The following is a 16,942-nucleotide window of genomic DNA, read 5'->3' on the forward strand; positions in this document are numbered from 1 at the left end:
TGCCAAGGGCGACCGCGATGAACTGGCGGCCGAGACCGCGACCGAGTTGGGCATCGACGCCGTCATTCCCTGGCAGGCCGAGCGGTCCATTGTGCGGTGGAAGGCGGAGCGGGCCGCGAAGGCGCATGCCAAGTGGCAGTCGGTGGTGACAGCAGCTGCCAAGCAGGCGCGCCGGGCATGGATTCCCGAGGTCCGGGCCGCCGTCGACGGCGCCGGGCTGCAGACGGCGGTAGCGGCGGCAGACCTCGCCGTTATCCTGCATGAAGACGCCGTGCGCCCGCTGCGGCAGGTACTCGAGGCCTGGCTGGAAAGTGTTGGTCCCGGCGAGGTTGTGGCAGACGCTGCCGGATCCCGTGAGGTCCTGCTGATCGTGGGTCCGGAAGGCGGCATCAGCCCGCGGGAGGTGACCCGGCTTTGCGACGCCGGCGCAGTTACGGCCCTTTTGGGGCACCATGTGCTGCGTTCGTCCACGGCCGGGCCCGCCGCCACCGTGCTGGCCAGCGACATCCTCGGCCGCTGGTGACCTGCGGCAGCCGTCGCCGCAGGTGACGTGATGCCTTGTTGAGGTGACGGCTATTTGACCGTAAACCCGCGGGTGTCCTGGAATACTTCCTTGGCGCTGTCGGATGCGTCCACCTGGGAYACCCGGACCTCGTAATTGCCCGGGCCGAGGTTCACGGACAAGGTGAACAGCCCGGGCCGGGCTGCATCGGCGGAGGCCGTCGCGCTGCCGTTAAGATACGCGGTCTTGGCGTTGTCGCCGTCGCCGTCAACCTTGAGGATCGCCCAGCGGAGCTTCCCGCCCTGGACGGTGCTGCGGCCACTGATCTTGACCGAACCGTCGGCCACGGACGTGCCCTCCTGCGGATCAATGATCCACACTGGTGCCACCATCCCGGCGCTGCGGGACGTCGGCTCGCCCAGGCGGACATGGTTGAAGGCGACGTAGTCGGTGTGACCGTCCACCAGCACAACCACCTGGACCTGCTGTCCGGCATCGATGAGGCCGGCGCTGGCCGCGGCAGCTGTCGCCGTGTAGACGAGCTGCTGGATGGCGCGCTCGGCCATGGCCGCATCCACGTTGCTGTTGAAGGCATCAGCGGAGACATCCACCGTGATGACGTTCTTGCCGGAAATCGACGTCGCCAGCTTCTTCGGATTTTGCCAGGGCGTGAAAAAATCCGGGTCCAAGGGCTTCTGCGACATCATGACCCGCAGGGCGCGGGTGACGGGATTGTCCTGATCCGGAACGTCGCGGAACTCGCGGTAGAGAAATGCGTTGTCATTGGCCCGGCCGATCCAATACACCGGAGCCTTGTTCGACGTCTGGGCAGTCTCGAGCGGTGCGCTCGTGGTGGGGGCGCCCGACGCCGGGGCGGGAATGAGCTCAGATGGGCTGCTGGAATTTGTGATGCCGCTCTGCGGCGTCGCCACACAGCCGGACAGGACGAGCACGGCAGGCAGCRCCAACGCCAGCGCGACGCGGCGGACGCGCCCCGCCGATGGCTGCTGAACTCCACGCTTCCTGATGCCGCTGTCCCTTCGTCTTACGCCCCGCGTTCCGCGGTGATGATCCGTTTGTAGCCGTAGCCGGCCGCTGACGGCCGCCCGATCGCTCACCGGCCGGAGGCCGGTCCGGCGATCCCGGGACAGCCGGATTCCAGCATGGCACACGGGCGCGGCGCGGCAGCCGGGTTTGGGCCCTGGCGCCGGAACTGCAACGGGAACGATATGAGGCCGATACAAAGTTGATACCTAATGGCGTCCGCTTGTGGTTCCTTGCACTGACGTGGTCCGGGCGAGGGGACGCAGCACCAGGCGTATCAGTCCATGGGCCTGCCCATCGCGGAGGCGGGGTCGTTTCCCCGCCGTTGCGGGGAGGTCTGCGTAGGGCGTCAGGGCCAGGAGTTCGACGCTTTCCAGATCGTCGGCMTTTGCGCCCAACGTTGTCCGCACCCGGTCTCCAAACATTTCGGTACGCAGCAGCGCCGGGCACGGGAGGGCACGTTGACGACGGCGAGTCCGGCCAGGCTTGGTGGAGAGCCGATGCCTGCAAGGGATGTTTAGGGCACACTGGTGCCGTGAGCGGAATCCCTTGGGTGCTGCACGTCGATCTCGACCAGTTCATCGCGGCGGTCGAAGTGCTCCGGCGGCCGGAGCTTGCTGGCAAGCCGATCATTGTCGGCGGTCGGGGCGACCCCACGGAACGCGCCGTGGTGTCGACGGCGTCCTACGAAGCGAGGGCGTTTGGCGTGAGTTCCGGAATGCCCTTACGCATTGCCGCCCGGAAAGTGCCCGACGCTGTGATCCTGCCCGTCGATCAGGAGGCTTACCTCGCGGCGTCTGAAACGGTCATGGCTACCCTGCGCGCGCAGCCCGGCGCCACCGTGCAGGTCCTCGGGTGGGATGAAGCTTTCGTAGGCACCGAGACAGAGAATCCGGAAGCCTACGCCCGGCAGGTGCAGGCCGCTGTCCTGGAGCGAACGCAGCTGCACTGCAGCGTGGGGATCGGCGACACCCTGGTACGAGCCAAGGTAGCCACCGGTTTCGGCAAGCCGGCCGGCGTCTTCCGTCTCACTGCCGCGAACTGGCTCGACGTCATGGGCAGTCGGCCCACCAAGGAGCTCTGGGGCGTCGGAACCAAGGTGTCGGGCAGGCTGGCCAAACTCGGCATCAACACAGTGGCCGAGTTAGCCGCGTCCGACCCCCAGGACCTGGTCCCGGAGTTCGGCCCCAGGATGGGACCTTGGTACGCGGAGCTCGGACGCGGGGACGGCGCCAGCGTCGTGGACGACACCCCGTGGGTTGCCCGCGGCCATAGCAGGGAGACGACGTTCCAGCGCGACCTGACCGAACCCGCCCAGGTCGACGACGCCGTGAGGGAGTTGACAGCGCGCGTCCTGGAGGATGTTGTGGCCGAGGGTCGGCCCGTCGTTGGGCTGACCCTCAAGGTCCGGTACGCGCCGTTCGTCACCAAGACCCACGCGAGGAAGCTTCCCGAGACATTCGACCGGGACGAAATCCTCGCGCAGGCGTTGGACCTCGCAGCCGGAATCGAAGCAGACCGTCCGATCCGGCTCCTGGGCCTGCGGGCCGAAATGGCAATGCCCGACGATGCCCGAAAGGGACACACGCCGACGCGCGGCGGCTGGTGACGGCGTCGCCTCCCTACCGGCGTGGCCTTCTGCGGGCCGGCCCTAGTGGGAGGAACTACCTGAAATACGGATGGTCCGCTCCGATATTTAGCCGGGCAGGTGCCACGCTGAACGTCGACTGAGGAAGTACCCTACTTTGGCGGTGCGCCCGCAAAAGCACCCGTCCGTTAGAGTCGGACAAATGAAACGGGCTGTGATCCTTGGAGGCACTGGCGTTCTCGGCCGCGCGATTGCGTGGCGGCTGATCCGTGCCGGCTGGGCCGTGGACATGACGGGCCGGGACCGGACCAAGATGCCGGCTGACCTGGCTGCCGCCGGTGCCCGATTTATCGCCGCCGAACGTCGTGACGACGCCGCACTGGCCGGGGTGATGGCCGGTGGTGCCGATCTCCTCGTGGACGCGGTGTGCTACACCGACGCCGACGCCCGGCAACTCCTGCCGCACCTGGCCGCGGTGACCGCGGCCGTCATGCTCTCGAGCAAGGCTGTGTACGTTGACGCCGCAGGCAACCACGTCAATTCCGATGTACCGCCCCGCTTTGATGCGCCGATCCTCGAGAACAGTCCGACCATGCGGCCGGGAACCGGGGACTACCAATCCCGGGAAGGCTATGGCGCCAACAAGGTGGCTGCAGAGAACACCCTCCTGGGCAGCGGCCATCCCGTGACGGTGATCCGGGCGTCCAAGGTACATGGTGAGGGCGCGGCCCTGCCCCGGGAATGGATGTTCGTCAAACGGGTCCTCGACCGGCGCCCGGCCGTGTTCCTGGCCCATGCGGGGCAGGGCGCGGACCACACGACGGCAGCGGTGAACACGGCGGCCCTCGTGGAACGGGTTGCCGCCGTGCCCGCGGCACGGATCCTCAACAGTGCCGATCCAGATGCGCCGAATGCCCGGCAGATCGCCGCAGCAATTGCCCGCTACCTGGGCCACCACTGGGAAGAGGTGCTTCTGGATGACAGCGCACCCGCGGGCCTCGGTGACCATCCGTGGGATTTCCGGCCTCCGCTGGTACTGAGCACCAAGGCCTCCCTTGACCTCGCCTATGAACCTGTGGGGACATACGCTCAGACCATCCCGCATCAGGTGGACTGGCTGGTGAAGGCGGCAGCGGCCGGAGCCAAGCCGGGCACCGGCGATCCGTCCCTCAAGAACTATCTCGACTACTCCCGTGAAGAGCAGTTCACCGCTGGTTCGGCCCTGCGAGCACGCCAACGTCCCCTACGAAGGACTAAGTGTTGAAGACACGAAGGGTTTGTCGACGAGGATGGCGGCCTGTGGATGTTTTTCCTTGGCCCTCGGTGAACGCACCAGCTGGGCGCGCATCACAAAGCCTTGTTCGGTGAACCGGAGCGCCACCTCTTCGGGTGCGTGCAGTTCCGCCCGGAGCTCGACGTCGTGTCCGTAAGCACGGTCAATCGTGCGGTGGCCGCTGCCGGCGTGGAAGGCGACGAGCGCCGAACCGCCAGGGCGGAGCGCCCTCCAGAACTCGCGAGCAATCGCCGGCAGCGCCGTCGGGGGAGAGTGGATGATCGAATACCAGGCGAGGACACCGTCCGCAGCTGCGTCCGCCTGGGGCAGGTCCGTCAGCTCTCCCAGCTCGAACAACAGCCCGGGCTGCAGTTGTTGCGCGATCCGGACCATTTCGGGCGACAGGTCGACACCGCTGACGTTCAGCCCCGCCTGGCCGAGATAACTGCTCATTCGTCCGGCACCGCATCCGACGTCGATCACCGTCCGGTCCGCCGTCCCGCGCATGTGGGCGATGAAGTGGTCCACCATGGCCATATCCAGCGGGGCCTCAAAGCTGGTATCCGGGATCACCGCTGAATAGGTCTCGGCGACTGTGTCGTACGCGGATCTGACGTCCATCAAATTTTCCTGGTTTGCCATCAACCGAGCCTAACGGCCATGGCCGGCGAACTCCCGGTGCCGAATTCTTACGTCATGCAACGGGTCCGTGACGCGTTGTGTCGTTGCGCGACTGTGCGTTGCAGCCGGGCTTGGGAACCCGAGCCTGCAGTGGTTGATTGGGGTTACCAGCGCTCGAAAGGACCCGCCATGACGGAACATTCTGACCTCAGCCCGAAGGCACTCCGCCACATTCTCGGGCACTTCGCCACCGGCCTGACGGTGATCACTGCAGCAACCCGGCACGGGCCGGCCGGTTTCACCTGCCAGTCCTTCGCCTCCCTGTCCCTGGAGCCGGCACTGGTCACTTTCAGCCCCGCACGGACATCGAGCATCTGGCCGCTGCTGCGTGCGGCGGGACGGTTTACCGTGAACATCCTGGCCGCAGAGCACCAGCATCTGGCCGGGCAGTTCGCGCGCTCGGGGACGGACAAGTTCGCCGGCGTCGGCCATTCTCCCTCGCCGCTGGGCAACCCCGTCCTGGATAACGCCCTGGCCTGGGTGGATTGCGAACTCCACCAGGAGTACGACGGCGGCGACCACACGATCGTCGTCGGCGCCGTCCGCGCCCTGGGCGCCCGCCCCGACGCTGAGCCCCTGCTCTTTTACAAGGGACGCTACGCGGGCGTCGGGTCCCGCGCCGGCGCGCTCGAGAGCGCGGCCTGACCGTGTCGGAACCGGAACGGGAACCGAAGCCGGAGCGGGAGCCGGGACCCCGCAAAGCGGAACAGCCGTGCCCGGCAACAGGCGCCCACTGGCTGGAGGGGTGGGTCGTCTTCGGAAACGCCTACCCGTAACGGACGGCGCCGGATCCCCTCCGGCGTCGGCCGCGCCGCGCTGGCGTAAGATGGAAGCACCCGTAGACCCTGGCCGCGGGCGGTGCGAACCGCCGTCGGTACGGATCACGGCGACAGACAATATTCATACTGGAGGGGACCAGAGGCCCGCGGGCCAACACCATGACTGAAGCAGCGAACGGCAAGGCCCGGTTCAGCGCCCGAGAACGCACCGCAGGGGAATTCCCCCACTCCCTACCAGGGCTGCGGACGGAGGTGGTCTTGTTCGACGACTCAGAGCAGATGGTCCAGTCGCTGGGCAGCCATGACGAAGCCCTAAGGTTCATCGAAAACCAGTTCCCCGCCGTCGATTTCCATGTCCGGGGGAACGAGCTCGCGATCAGCGGTCCTGCCGCCGACGTGCCGCGCATCATGCGCCTGCTCAACGAGGTTCGCGGGCTGGTGGCCCGAGGCACCGTCATCACTCCGGCCGTGCTGCAGCAGCTCGTCTCCCTGCTGCGCAGCCAGTCGCTGCAGAACCCCGTGGAAGTGCTGACCACCAACATCCTCTCCACCCGCGGGAAGACCATCCGGCCCAAGACGCTGAACCAGAAGAACTATGTGGACGCGATCGACGCCAACACCGTGATCTTCGGGATCGGTCCGGCCGGTACCGGCAAGACCTACCTGGCAATGGCCAAGGCCGTCCAGGCCCTGCAGCAAAAGGAAGTCAGCCGCATCATCCTGACCCGTCCTGCCGTCGAGGCGGGGGAGCGGCTCGGCTTCCTGCCAGGCACCCTGAGCGACAAGATCGACCCCTACCTGCGGCCCCTGTACGACGCCCTGCACGACATGATGGACCCCGAATCCATTCCCCGACTCATGGCCGCCGGCACCATCGAAGTCGCCCCGCTGGCCTACATGCGAGGCCGCACGCTTAACGATGCCTTCATCATCCTCGACGAGGCGCAGAACACCACGCCGGAACAGATGAAGATGTTCCTGACCCGTCTGGGCTTCGGCTCCAAGATGGTGGTCACCGGCGACATCACCCAGGTGGACCTGCCCTTCGGCACCCGCTCCGGGCTCAGGATTGTCGAGGAGATCCTGCAGGGGATCGAGGACGTCAACTTCTCGATCCTGGACGCCTCCGACGTCGTCCGGCACCGCCTGGTGGGGGATATCGTCAACGCCTACAGCATCTGGGACGAAGTCCAAAGGAACCGGGTCAAGCACTCCGTTGCCCGGGAAACGCGGGGAGAACACGCATGAGCATTGAGGTCAACAACGAATCCGGCGTCGTCGTCGACGAGGCCGGGCTCGTGGCGCTGTCGCGTTTCATCTTCGAAAGCCTTTACATCCACCCGCAGGCGGAGCTGTCCATCCTGCTCGTGGACGAACCGGCCATGGAAAAGCTGCACCTCGAACTGATGGACGAGCCAGGCTCCACCGACGTCCTCTCCGTCCCCATGGACGAGCTGACCCCGGGCACGCCGGACAAGCCGACGCCGCAGGGCATGCTCGGCGACATCGCCATCTGCCCCCAGGTGGCCGAGGTCCAGGCCCGCAACGCCGGCCACTCCACCCAGGACGAGATGCTGCTGCTGACCACGCACGGCATCCTGCACCTGCTGGGCTATGACCACGCCGAGCCGGAAGAGAAGGAAGAGATGTTCGGGCTGCAGCGCGAACTCCTGACCGCCTTCACCGGCAAAGCGGCCCCGTCCGAGACGGTTCAGTGACCCCACTGATCCTCGCCGGCATGGCGCTGGTGTTCCTTAGCTTTGCCGCAGTGCTGACCGCTGCAGAGTCCGCCTTCAACTTCCTGCCCCGGCACGACGCCGAGCAGGCGGTCCTGAACAGCAGGGGCACCTCGCTCAAACGCATCCTGGCCCAGCCCGTGGGGCACATGCGCGCCCTGCGGTTCTGGCGGGTCTGGTTCGAGATGGCCGCCGCCGTCGCCGTGACCGTGCTCCTTTACAGCATGCTGGACAACGTCTGGCTGGCCGGGCTGGCGGCCACCGGCATCATGGCGCTGGTCGGCTTCGTGATCGTGGGGGTGTCCCCGCGGCAGCTCGGCCGGGTCCACTCCGCCGCCCTGGTCCGGTTCAGCGCCCCGCTGGTCCGGTCCCTGTACGCCGTGCTCGGCCCGATTCCGGGCTGGCTGGTGCGGCTCGGCAGCGTCGTAGCTCCCGGCGCGCCGGCCGACAGCGAGGCGTTCTTCAGCGAGGAAGAATTCCGCGAACTCGTGGACCGGGCCACCGAGTCCGACGTAATCGAGGACAACGAGGCCGAACTGATCCAGTCGGTCTTCGACTTCGGGGACACCCTGGTCCGCTCCGTCATGGTGCCCAGGACCGACATCCTCACGATCGACTCCGGATCCAGCCTGCACCGGGCGATGTCGCTGTTCCTGCGCTCCGGGTACTCGCGGATCCCGGTCATCGGCGAAAACACGGACCAGATCCTGGGCATTGTGTACCTGAAGGACGTTGCCGCCTCGCTCCACAACCTCGGCCCGGACGAGGAACCCCCGGTCGTGGACGAGGTGGCCCGCGAGGTCCGCTACGTGCCGGACTCGAAGCTCGTCAGCGACCTGCTCCGTGAACTCCAGAAGGAATCCACACACGTCGCGATCGTCATCGACGAATACGGCGGAACGGCGGGGCTGGTCACGCTCGAGGACCTCATCGAGGAGATCGTCGGCGAAATCGTGGACGAATACGACACCGAAAGCGCCGAGGCCGTGGCCCTGGGAGACGGAAGCTACCGGGTCAGCGCCCGCATGAGCATCGATGACCTCGGCGAACTCTTCGACCTCGAGCTCGACGACGATGAAGTAGACACCGTGGGCGGCCTGCTCGCCAAGGCCCTCGGGCGGGTGCCGATTGTCGGCAGCACCGTCCAGGTCCACGGACTGTCCCTCCGCGCCGACAGGCTGGAGGGCCGGCGGAACCGCGTCAGCCACATCATTGCGGCCGCCGTAGCAAAAGAACAAACTGACCTTGAAGACCTTCTCGACGAGGCCGCACCAATCCAACAGGGAGTCTCACGTGAGCAAGCAGAATAAGTCCGACGGCGACGCAGCCTACGGCGGCTACCGCGCCGGTTTCTCGGTGCTGGTCGGACGGCCCAATGCGGGCAAGTCCACCCTCACCAACGCCCTGGTCGGCCAAAAAGTCGCGATCACCTCGGCCAAGCCCCAGACCACGCGCCACACAATCCGTGGCATCGTGCACCGGGACGACGCCCAGTTGATCCTCGTTGACACCCCGGGCCTGCACCGCCCGCGCACGCTGCTGGGGAAGCGGCTGAACGAACTGGTCGCCGATACCCTCGCCGAGGTCGACGCGATCGGCTTCTGCCTGCCGGCCAACGAGAAAATCGGCCCGGGAGACAAGTTCATTGCCGCCCAGCTCGCCGCCATCCCCAACAAGCCCATCATCGCGATCGTGACCAAGGCCGACACCGTCGACCGCCAGGCCCTCACCGAGCAGCTGCTAGCCGTCGCCGCCCTGGGCCGCGAGGTCCTCGGCGAGGACGGCTGGAAGGACATCGTCCCGGTCTCCGCCACGGACGGCTTCCAGGTCGACACCCTTGCCGACGTCCTGATCGGTCACATGCCGGCGTCGCCGCCGCTGTACCCGGACGGTCACCTGACGGACGAACCGGAAGCGGTGATGATCGCCGAACTCATCCGGGAAGCAGCCCTCGAAGGCGTCCGCGACGAATTGCCGCACTCCCTGGCCGTCGTCGTCGATGAAATCGTTCCGCGGGAAGGCCGGCCCGAGGACCGCCCGTTCCTGGACGTCCGCGTCAACCTGTACGTCGAGCGGCCCTCCCAGAAGGCCATCATCATCGGCAAGGGCGGTGCCCGGCTCCGCGAGGTCGGCACCAACGCGCGCAAGGCGATCGAGGCGCTGCTCGGTGCCCGGATCTACCTTGACCTGCACGTCAAGGTCGCCAAGGACTGGCAGCGCGACCCGAAGCAGCTCGTCAAACTGGGCTTCTGAGACGCGCTGTTCTTAGGCCGCTATTGTGTCCGTTGGCCCTTCCCGCCGCTCCCAAGAGAGGGCCATCGGCGTTTTCTCAGATTCGGACTCTAAAATGGGCTGACTCCCCGTTCGTTTAGGAAGGCTCAACAAGTGGTTCGACCCCGTGACAACCGTGCCGACGGATCCGCCCCGCCGGCCCGGTCAACAGCCGCTGCCCGGCACACGGCCGATCCCGCCGTTGGTCCGGCCCGCCACCTCGGCTCCGCCCGCCGGACCCCCGCCTGGCTGAAAGTCTTCACGGGCGTGGTGGCCGTGCTCTTGGTCGGCGTGATCGCCTTTGGCGCCTACTGGACCATCCGGCTTCAGGGCAACCTCACCAAGGCCCCACTCAGCGCCGGCAGCATCAAGACCGAGGGTGCAGTGAACGATTCGACGGACCGGATGCAGATCCTGATCCTCGGCTCGGACACGCGCGACGGGAAGAACTCGCAGTACGGCACCAGCGATGACGCGACCGGCTATGGGCACTCGGATGTGATGATGCTGATGGACATCTCCGCGGACAACAAGCGGGTCAACGTCGTCAGCTTCCCCCGCGACCTGCTGGTCGACATCCCCAAGTGCAAGGATCCGAAAACCAACAAAGAGTACCCGGCCCAGACCGGCGTCATGATCAACTCGGCGATGTCCGAGGCCGGCATCGGCTGCGCCGTGGACACCGTCAACAAGCTCACTGGCCTGGAGATCGACCACTTCATGATGGCCGACTTCAACGCCGTCAAGGAACTCTCCAACGCCGTGGGCGGCGTGTCAGTGTGTGTCAGCGACGCCGTGTATGACCCCGACTCGAAGCTGCGCCTGCCCAAGGGCACCTCCACCGTCCAGGGCGAGCAGGCCTTGTCGTTCGTGCGCACCCGGCACGCCTTCGGCGACGGCGGCGACCTCGGCCGGATCAAGGCCCAGCAGGGCTTCCTGTCCGCGCTGACCCGGAAAATCAAGGACGACGGCACCCTGACCAACCCGGCCCGGATGCTCGGCATCGCGGATGCGATCACCAAGAACCTGACCATCGACGACGGCCTGGCCTCTGTGCCGACGCTGCTGACCGTGGGCAACCGGCTCAAGAACATCGACGTCGGCAAGGTAGCCTTCGTGGCCACGCCGACAGTCCCGGCCGAAACGGACATCAACCGGCTGCAGCTGGCCGAGCCCGCGGCATCCCAGCTGTTCGCCGCCATGCGCAACGACGTGGACCTGACGGATCCGACCGCGAAGCCGAGCGCTTCCCCGAGTGCCAGCGCCACGCCGACGCCCAGCCCCACCACCCCGGCCTATGACAAGACGCAGCAGCCCGTGACCGTGGCCAACGGCTCGGGTGTTCCGGCCCGGACCCAGGAGATCATGCAGGCCATCAAGGGCGCCGGTTTCACCCAGGTGGGCCAGTTGACTGCTCCGCCTGTCGCCGCGACGGCGGTCTACTACGGTGCGGACTACGCTGACGTGGCCGGGGACGTCGCGGCCCTGCTCGGTGTGGCGCCGGACCGGGTGCTCCCGGCCGCCGGAGTCGCCGGCGTCCAGGTCTACCTGGGCAGTGACTTCGCCAACGGGACGCCGACCGCCGCCGCCGCTGCCCCGCAGCTGCCCAAGGACATCGTCAACCAGACAGCCGGCGACACCGTGTGCCAGCAGGCCAACCCGGCACTGATCACCCGCTGACCCGGCAACCAGGAAGGCCCCCGTTCAGATTTTACTGAACGGGGGCCTTCTTTTTGTCATGGGTGCTGGACGGCGGCCTTTGGAGGCTCTTCCACGTCCTGCGGGGTCGTGGAACACGGTGTTGACCTCAACGGCGCACCCGATAGCGCACGTGAAGCACGCGGTTGCCCTGAATCACCACGTCAGGATCCTCCAACAGGTGCTGGGCGTGGACCGACCCGAAGTAGCGCTTGCCGGACCCCAACACGACAGGTACGACGTCCATGCGCACCTCGTCGACCAGGCCCGCGGCAAGCATCTGGCCACCGACGTCACCAGCTGCGACCTCGACGATGCGGTCACCCGCAAGCTCCTGCGCCTTGGCCATGGCTGCCTCGACACCGTCGACGAAGTGAAACGGCGCCTCCGAGTCCCAGCCCTCGGGCTGCGGCCGGTGCGTCACGACGACCACGTGGTCGATCCCGCTCGGAGGTTTCCCGTCCCAGCCGTCCGTCAGGTCGAAGACGTGGCGGCCGACGAGTGTCGCCCCGATTTGGTCCCAGTACGGCCGGGTGTAGTCATAGGACGTCTGCGACACCCTCACCTCGCCGCTCTCGTCCAAGGGGACATCACCGTTGGACAACCAGTCGAACACCGGTCCGGGCTGGTCATTCTCGTCCGCGACGAAGCCGTCCACCGACACCGAGCCGTACATGACCACCTTGCCCACGGGGCTCTCCTCTGCTTTGGGGTGCCCCCACATTAGCGTGTCGTGCGCTGTCGCTCTAGTAAGAAATCAATCGGCCGGCAGCGCCGATGAACTCCTTGAACCCTGTGCCGGATGAGTGCTGCTGACGCCGGGCTTAGGTAACCGGAAGCACTACCGACTACTCATGCTGCCCATCGGCGGCGGCCTGTCCCACCCCCACCTCAGGTAGGACGAGCGCCTTTGGAGGTGTTGAATCGGCACCGCATCCGTCACAGCAGGCCGGCTCTGTGGCCGTCGGAAGACTGTCTGCCGCCGTGTGGGGGACCGTGCAGCAGATGTCGCCGCGCCAGGCGTTGATGCCCTCCCGGAGGGCGATCGCGGCGATGACCAGCGCCGCGCCGGCATCGGCCCACCACCAGCCAAGGGTGCTGTTCAGCACCAAACCCGCGAGCAGGACTGCCGACAGATACGTGCAGAGCAGGGTCTGTTTGGAGTCAGCGACCGCCGTGCGTGATCCGAGCTCCCGGCCGGCCCGGCGCTGGAGCCAGGACAGGACCGGCATGATCACCAAACTCAGTGCGGCAATCAYGATGCCCGGGGTCGAGTGCTGTGCCTCGCCGGCGCCGAGAAGTGACCGGACCGCCTCGGCGGAGACAAAGGCTGCCAGCGCGAAGAACGAGACGGCGATAATCCGCAAGGTGAGGTATTCACGCCGCTCAGGGTCCTTGCTGGAAAACTGCCACGACAGCGCCAGCGCCGACCCGACCTCAATGATGGAATCCAAGCCAAAGCCGAGGAGCGCCGACGAGTCGGCCGCACCCCCGGCCCACAAAGCCACAACGGCCTCGATGAGGTTATAGCTGATGGTGGCCGCCGCGAACAAGCGGATCCGGCGGCTGAGGACGGCGCGGCGGCCCGGGCTCGGCGACATTAGGACGGAAGTCATCACAGCGTGCACGTCCCGTCGGGTGCGCAGCAGGCCGGGTCCACCGCCAGCACGACGCCCAGAAGATCCTTGAGGGCATGGCCGAGGCGCTGATCGGCGAGCTCATAGCGGGTCCTTCGCCCCTCCGGCACGGCAACGACCAGCCCGCATCCCCGCAGGCACGTCAGGTGGTTCGACATGCTCTGCCGGGATACGCCGAGGGAATCCGCCAGCTCAGACGGATAGGACGGCGCTGCCGTGAGGGCAAGCAGGATTTCTGCCCGTGTCGGGTCTGACACGGCATAACCGAACCGTGCCAGCACCGGGGCATGCGTAAGAGTCTCCACAAATCGAAAGTACAGCTGTCGATGTATTCACGCAAGCGTGTACGCACAGCCCTCCCGGCTGGGTCGGTGCCAGTGACCGGGCCCCCGGGTCACCAGATGCTGACGCGCTCCTGCGGTGCCATCCACATGCCGTCCTGGTCCGTGACGCCGAATGCTGCGTGGAAGGCGTCGAGGTTCCTGGCGATGGCGTTCGTGCGGAACTCGTTCGGGGAGTGCGGATCCGTCGCCAGCCGGCGGATGGCCTCTTCGGTCCGGATGACCTGCCGCCACCCCGCGGCCCAGGACGCGAAGAAGCGCTGCACCCCGGTCAGGCCATCGAGCACCGGCGGTTCCTGCCCGTCGAGGCTGATCAGGTAGGCCTTGTAGCCGATGGTGAGCCCGCCCAGGTCGCCGATGTTCTCGCCCAGGGTCAGCTTGCCGTTGACCGTGTGGCCGGGGGCTGCCGTGGGGGAGAGGGCATCGAACTGCGCCACGAGCCGGGCGGCCAGAGCCTCGAACGCGGTGCGGTCATCCTCCGTCCACCAGTTGCGCAGCAGGCCGCTGCCGTCGTACTGCGAGCCCTGGTCATCGAAGCCGTGGCCGATTTCATGGCCGATCACGGCACCGATGCCGCCGTAGTTCACGGCGTCATCGGCGTCGGCAGTGAAGAACGGGGGCTGCAGCATGGCCGCAGGGAACACGATCTCGTTCAGGAGCGGATGGTAGTAGGCGTTGACCGTCTGGGGCGTCATCAGCCACTTCTCGCGGTCCACGGGCTTGCCGACCTCGTCAAGGTGGCGGTCGACGTCGGCGCTGTGCGCGCGTTCCACGTTCCCCAGCAGATCGGCGGGGTCGATCTCCACGGCGGAGTAGTCGATCCACTTATCCGGGAAGCCGATCTTGGCGCGGAAGGAGTCCAGTTTCTTCAGGGCCTCGAGCTTGGTTGCCTCGCCCATCCAGGTCAGCCCGGTGATGGACTCGCGGTACGCCTCGATCAGGTTGGCCACGAGGGTCTGCATGCGCGCCTTGTGCCCCTCCGGGAAATGTTCGGCCACGTAGATCTGCCCGACCGCCTCACCGAGGGCCGCCTCGACCACCGCGACGCCGCGCTTCCAACGGTCCTTGATCCGCGGCGTACCGCTCAGGATGGTGCCATAGAACGCGAAGTTCGCGTCCACGAACTCGGAAGACAGGTACGGGGCGGCCGCGCTGACCACGCGCATGGCGAGCCATTCCTGCCAGGTCGCCAACGGTTCGGAATCCAGCAGGGAGGCCGCGCCGGAGAAGAAGTCGGGGGTGCTCACCACCAGCTCGGCACGCTTCTCCGGCTCGATGCCGGCCGCGTCGAACCAGTCCGCCAGCAGGGGGAACAGTTCCGCCGCTTCTGCGGCGGACTTCAAGTTGTACGTCTTTTGCGGATTCCGCAATGTCACGTTGTCCCAGTGGTGCGAAGCCAGCGCAGTTTCAAGCGCCACCACGCGTCCGGCCGCCCCCTCAGGGTCGGCAACCTCCGCGAGGCCCAGCATGGCCCCCACGTGTGCACGGTAGGCCTGGACCATCGGGGCGAACTTCGCTTCCCGGTAATAGGACTCATCGGGCAAGCCCAGGCCGCCCTGGCCTGTGTAGAGCAGGACACGGTCCGGGTTTCCGGCATCCGGCGCGGGGTAGATATAAAAGAGCCCGGACACATCGGCGCGGAACAGCCGTCCGGCCAGCGCCACGAGTCCGGGCACCGACGTCGTCGCGAACACCTGCGCCAGCCGCGCACGGAGCGGGTCCAGGCCCTTGGCCTCGACCGCCGCTTCGTCCATGAAGCTGTTGTACAGGTCCCCGATCTTGCGCTCGATGCCGCTAGCCTCCGCACCGCGTGCGGCGGCCTGCCCGATGATCTCTTTCACCGCGAGCTCCGATGCGTCGCGCAGGGCGGTGAAGGTGCCCTCCAGCGGCCGGTCGTCCGGGATGACCGTGGTGTTGAGCCAGCCGCCATTCACATGCTGGTACAGGTCATCCTGCGGGCGGACGCTGGCGTCGATGGTGGACAGATCGATCCCCGAAAGTGGCACGGATGCTCCTTTGAGAGGCAGTCCGGCCCGGAGCGTTTGCCGGCGCACGGTCTGCATGGTGGACGTTACGGTGGTCTGGCTCCTTCATCTTACGCACCCGTGTTACTGTGAAAAGGTGCGCGCAGAACTGCTCCTCCTTAGCTGCCGCGGCGAGGCCTCAGACGCGATCTAGCGCAAGGCCCACCCTCGCTGCGGAGTTTGTGTTGCCCGGCCACCCTTTCACCAAGAATCACAGAAAAGGCCCCGATTGTAATGCGAAACGCACAGAAGCCCTCAGGAATGCCGGTCCACCGCTACATCCCGTTCCAGGACCAGATCACCGTTGAACTGCCGGACCGCACCTGGCCGGACAAAGTCATCACCAAGGCCCCGCGCTGGTGCGCCGTGGACCTGCGCGACGGCAACCAGGCCCTCATCGATCCCATGAGCCCCGCCCGCAAGCTGAAGATGTTCGACCTGCTGGTCCGGATGGGCTACAAGGAGATCGAGGTCGGGTTCCCCTCGGCATCGCAGACGGACTTCGACTTCGTCCGGCAGCTGATCGAGGGCAACCACATCCCGGACGACGTCACGATCCAGGTGCTGACCCAGGCCCGCGAACACCTCATCGAGCGGACCTACGAGTCCCTGGTCGGCGCGAAGCAGGCAATCGTCCACCTCTACAACTCCACGTCCGTCCTGCAGCGCCGCGTGGTCTTCAACCAGGACGAGGACGGCATCCTCGACATCGCCCTGCAGGGTGCGCGGCTGTGCAAGAAGTACGAGGAAACTCTCGCCGATACGCACATCACCTACGAATACTCGCCCGAGTCCTTCACCGGCACCGAGCTGGAGTACGCCATCCGGGTCTGCAACGCGATCGCCGACGTCTTCGAGGCCTCGGCTGACCGTCAGGTCATCATCAACCTGCCCGCCACGGTGGAAATGGCCACCCCCAATGTCTACGCCGACTCCATCGAGTGGATGAGCCGGAACCTGCACCCGCGCGAAGGCATCATCCTGTCCCTGCACCCGCACAACGACCGCGGCACCGGCGTCGCCGCCGCCGAGCTGGGCTACCTGGCCGGGGCAGACCGGATCGAGGGCTGCCTCTTCGGCAACGGCGAGCGGACCGGCAACGTGGACCTGGTGACCCTGGGCCTGAACATGTTCGTCCAGGGCATCGACCCGATGATCGACTTCTCCGACATCGACGAAATCCGCCGCACGGTGGAGTACTGCAACCAGCTGCCGGTGGCCGAGCGGTCCCCGTACGGCGGAGACCTCGTCTTCACGGCGTTCTCCGGTTCGCACCAGGACGCGATCAAGAAGGGCCTGGAGGCCCTCGAAAAGGACGCTGCCGCGGCGGGCAAGGACGTGGCCGACTACACCTGGCAGGTCCCGTAC

16 protein-coding genes are annotated in these 16,942 nt (G+C 66.6%); 10 read left to right on the forward strand and 6 right to left on the reverse strand.

Going from position 1 to position 16,942, the window contains the following annotated elements:
- The coding region (locus AC1D1S_RS11770) for an RsmE family RNA methyltransferase (protein ID WP_476994507.1) at positions 1-523 on the forward strand (523 nt) is incomplete at its 5' end.
- A 50-nt stretch (positions 524-573) separates the two neighbouring features.
- Here the strand turns inward: AC1D1S_RS11770 and AC1D1S_RS11775 are convergent.
- Positions 574-1,455 carry a GerMN domain-containing protein gene (locus AC1D1S_RS11775; protein WP_243177402.1) on the reverse strand — a complete coding sequence of 294 codons (882 nt, stop codon included), beginning with the start codon at positions 1,453-1,455 and terminating at the stop codon, positions 574-576.
- Between the two features lie 626 nt (positions 1,456-2,081).
- On the opposite strand from AC1D1S_RS11775, the gene AC1D1S_RS11780 reads away from it, so the two are divergent.
- Positions 2,082-3,155 carry a DNA polymerase IV gene (locus tag AC1D1S_RS11780; protein WP_476994508.1) on the forward strand — a complete coding sequence of 358 codons (1,074 nt, stop codon included), beginning with the start codon at positions 2,082-2,084 and terminating at the stop codon, positions 3,153-3,155.
- Between the two features lie 181 nt (positions 3,156-3,336).
- Positions 3,337-4,398 (forward strand): NAD-dependent epimerase/dehydratase family protein, encoded by a 1,062-nt coding sequence (locus tag AC1D1S_RS11785; protein ID WP_476994509.1) that lies wholly within the window; start codon positions 3,337-3,339, stop codon positions 4,396-4,398.
- On the opposite strand, the gene AC1D1S_RS11790 is transcribed toward AC1D1S_RS11785, so the two are convergent.
- A complete protein-coding gene (locus tag AC1D1S_RS11790; protein ID WP_476994510.1) occupies positions 4,378-5,028 on the reverse strand; it encodes a class I SAM-dependent DNA methyltransferase in 651 nt (216 codons plus the stop codon). The two genes, AC1D1S_RS11785 and AC1D1S_RS11790, sit on opposite strands and share 21 nt — an antisense overlap.
- Before the next feature lie 189 nt (positions 5,029-5,217).
- On the opposite strand from AC1D1S_RS11790, the gene AC1D1S_RS11795 reads away from it, so the two are divergent.
- The 6 genes from AC1D1S_RS11795 (at position 5,218) to AC1D1S_RS11820 (ending at position 11,554) form a co-directional block, all read left to right on the forward strand.
- Positions 5,218-5,733 (forward strand): flavin reductase family protein, encoded by a 516-nt coding sequence (locus AC1D1S_RS11795; protein WP_476994511.1) that lies wholly within the window; start codon positions 5,218-5,220, stop codon positions 5,731-5,733.
- A gap of 293 nt (positions 5,734-6,026) precedes the next feature.
- Positions 6,027-7,115 (forward strand): PhoH family protein, encoded by a 1,089-nt coding sequence (locus tag AC1D1S_RS11800; protein ID WP_028276708.1) that lies wholly within the window; start codon positions 6,027-6,029, stop codon positions 7,113-7,115.
- Entirely contained in the window at positions 7,112-7,585 is a 474-nt protein-coding gene (gene ybeY / locus AC1D1S_RS11805; protein WP_028276709.1) for an rRNA maturation RNase YbeY, read from the forward strand. Before AC1D1S_RS11800 ends, ybeY begins: the two co-directional genes overlap by 4 nt.
- Entirely contained in the window at positions 7,582-8,913 is a 1,332-nt protein-coding gene (locus AC1D1S_RS11810) for a hemolysin family protein (protein WP_028276710.1), read from the forward strand. Before ybeY ends, AC1D1S_RS11810 begins: the two co-directional genes overlap by 4 nt.
- Positions 8,897-9,856, forward strand: coding sequence for a GTPase Era (era, locus tag AC1D1S_RS11815; RefSeq protein WP_028276711.1), 960 nt, complete (start codon positions 8,897-8,899; stop codon positions 9,854-9,856). The genes AC1D1S_RS11810 and era overlap by 17 nt, the downstream gene beginning before the upstream one ends.
- 132 nt (positions 9,857-9,988) lie before the next feature.
- Positions 9,989-11,554: an LCP family protein gene (locus AC1D1S_RS11820; RefSeq protein ID WP_476994512.1), complete on the forward strand. Its 1,566-nt coding sequence runs from the start codon at positions 9,989-9,991 to the stop codon at positions 11,552-11,554.
- Positions 11,555-11,681: 127 nt separating this feature from the next.
- Here the strand turns inward: AC1D1S_RS11820 and AC1D1S_RS11825 are convergent, their stop codons facing one another.
- The 4 genes from AC1D1S_RS11825 to AC1D1S_RS11840 form a co-directional block, all read right to left on the reverse strand.
- On the reverse strand, positions 11,682-12,263 hold the full coding sequence (locus tag AC1D1S_RS11825; RefSeq protein WP_476994515.1) for a dihydrofolate reductase family protein: 582 nt from the start codon (positions 12,261-12,263) through the stop codon (positions 11,682-11,684).
- A 157-nt stretch (positions 12,264-12,420) separates the two neighbouring features.
- The gene (locus AC1D1S_RS11830) at positions 12,421-13,188 is read right to left on the reverse strand and encodes a cation diffusion facilitator family transporter (RefSeq protein ID WP_476994513.1); all 768 of its coding nucleotides are present in this window, start codon (positions 13,186-13,188) and stop codon (positions 12,421-12,423) included.
- Positions 13,188-13,514, reverse strand: coding sequence for an ArsR/SmtB family transcription factor (locus tag AC1D1S_RS11835; RefSeq protein WP_028276714.1), 327 nt, complete (start codon positions 13,512-13,514; stop codon positions 13,188-13,190). The genes AC1D1S_RS11830 and AC1D1S_RS11835 overlap by 1 nt, the downstream gene beginning before the upstream one ends.
- Positions 13,515-13,603: 89 nt before the next feature.
- Positions 13,604-15,556, reverse strand: a complete 1,953-nt coding sequence (locus AC1D1S_RS11840; RefSeq protein WP_308197206.1) for a M13 family metallopeptidase — start codon at positions 15,554-15,556, stop codon at positions 13,604-13,606.
- Between the two features lie 252 nt (positions 15,557-15,808).
- Between AC1D1S_RS11840 and AC1D1S_RS11845 the strand changes: the two genes are divergently transcribed.
- A partial coding sequence (locus tag AC1D1S_RS11845) for a 2-isopropylmalate synthase (RefSeq protein WP_476994514.1) occupies positions 15,809-16,942 on the forward strand: 1,134 nt, incomplete at its 3' end.

It is taken from the genome of Arthrobacter sp. P1_A5 (assembly GCF_056406825.1).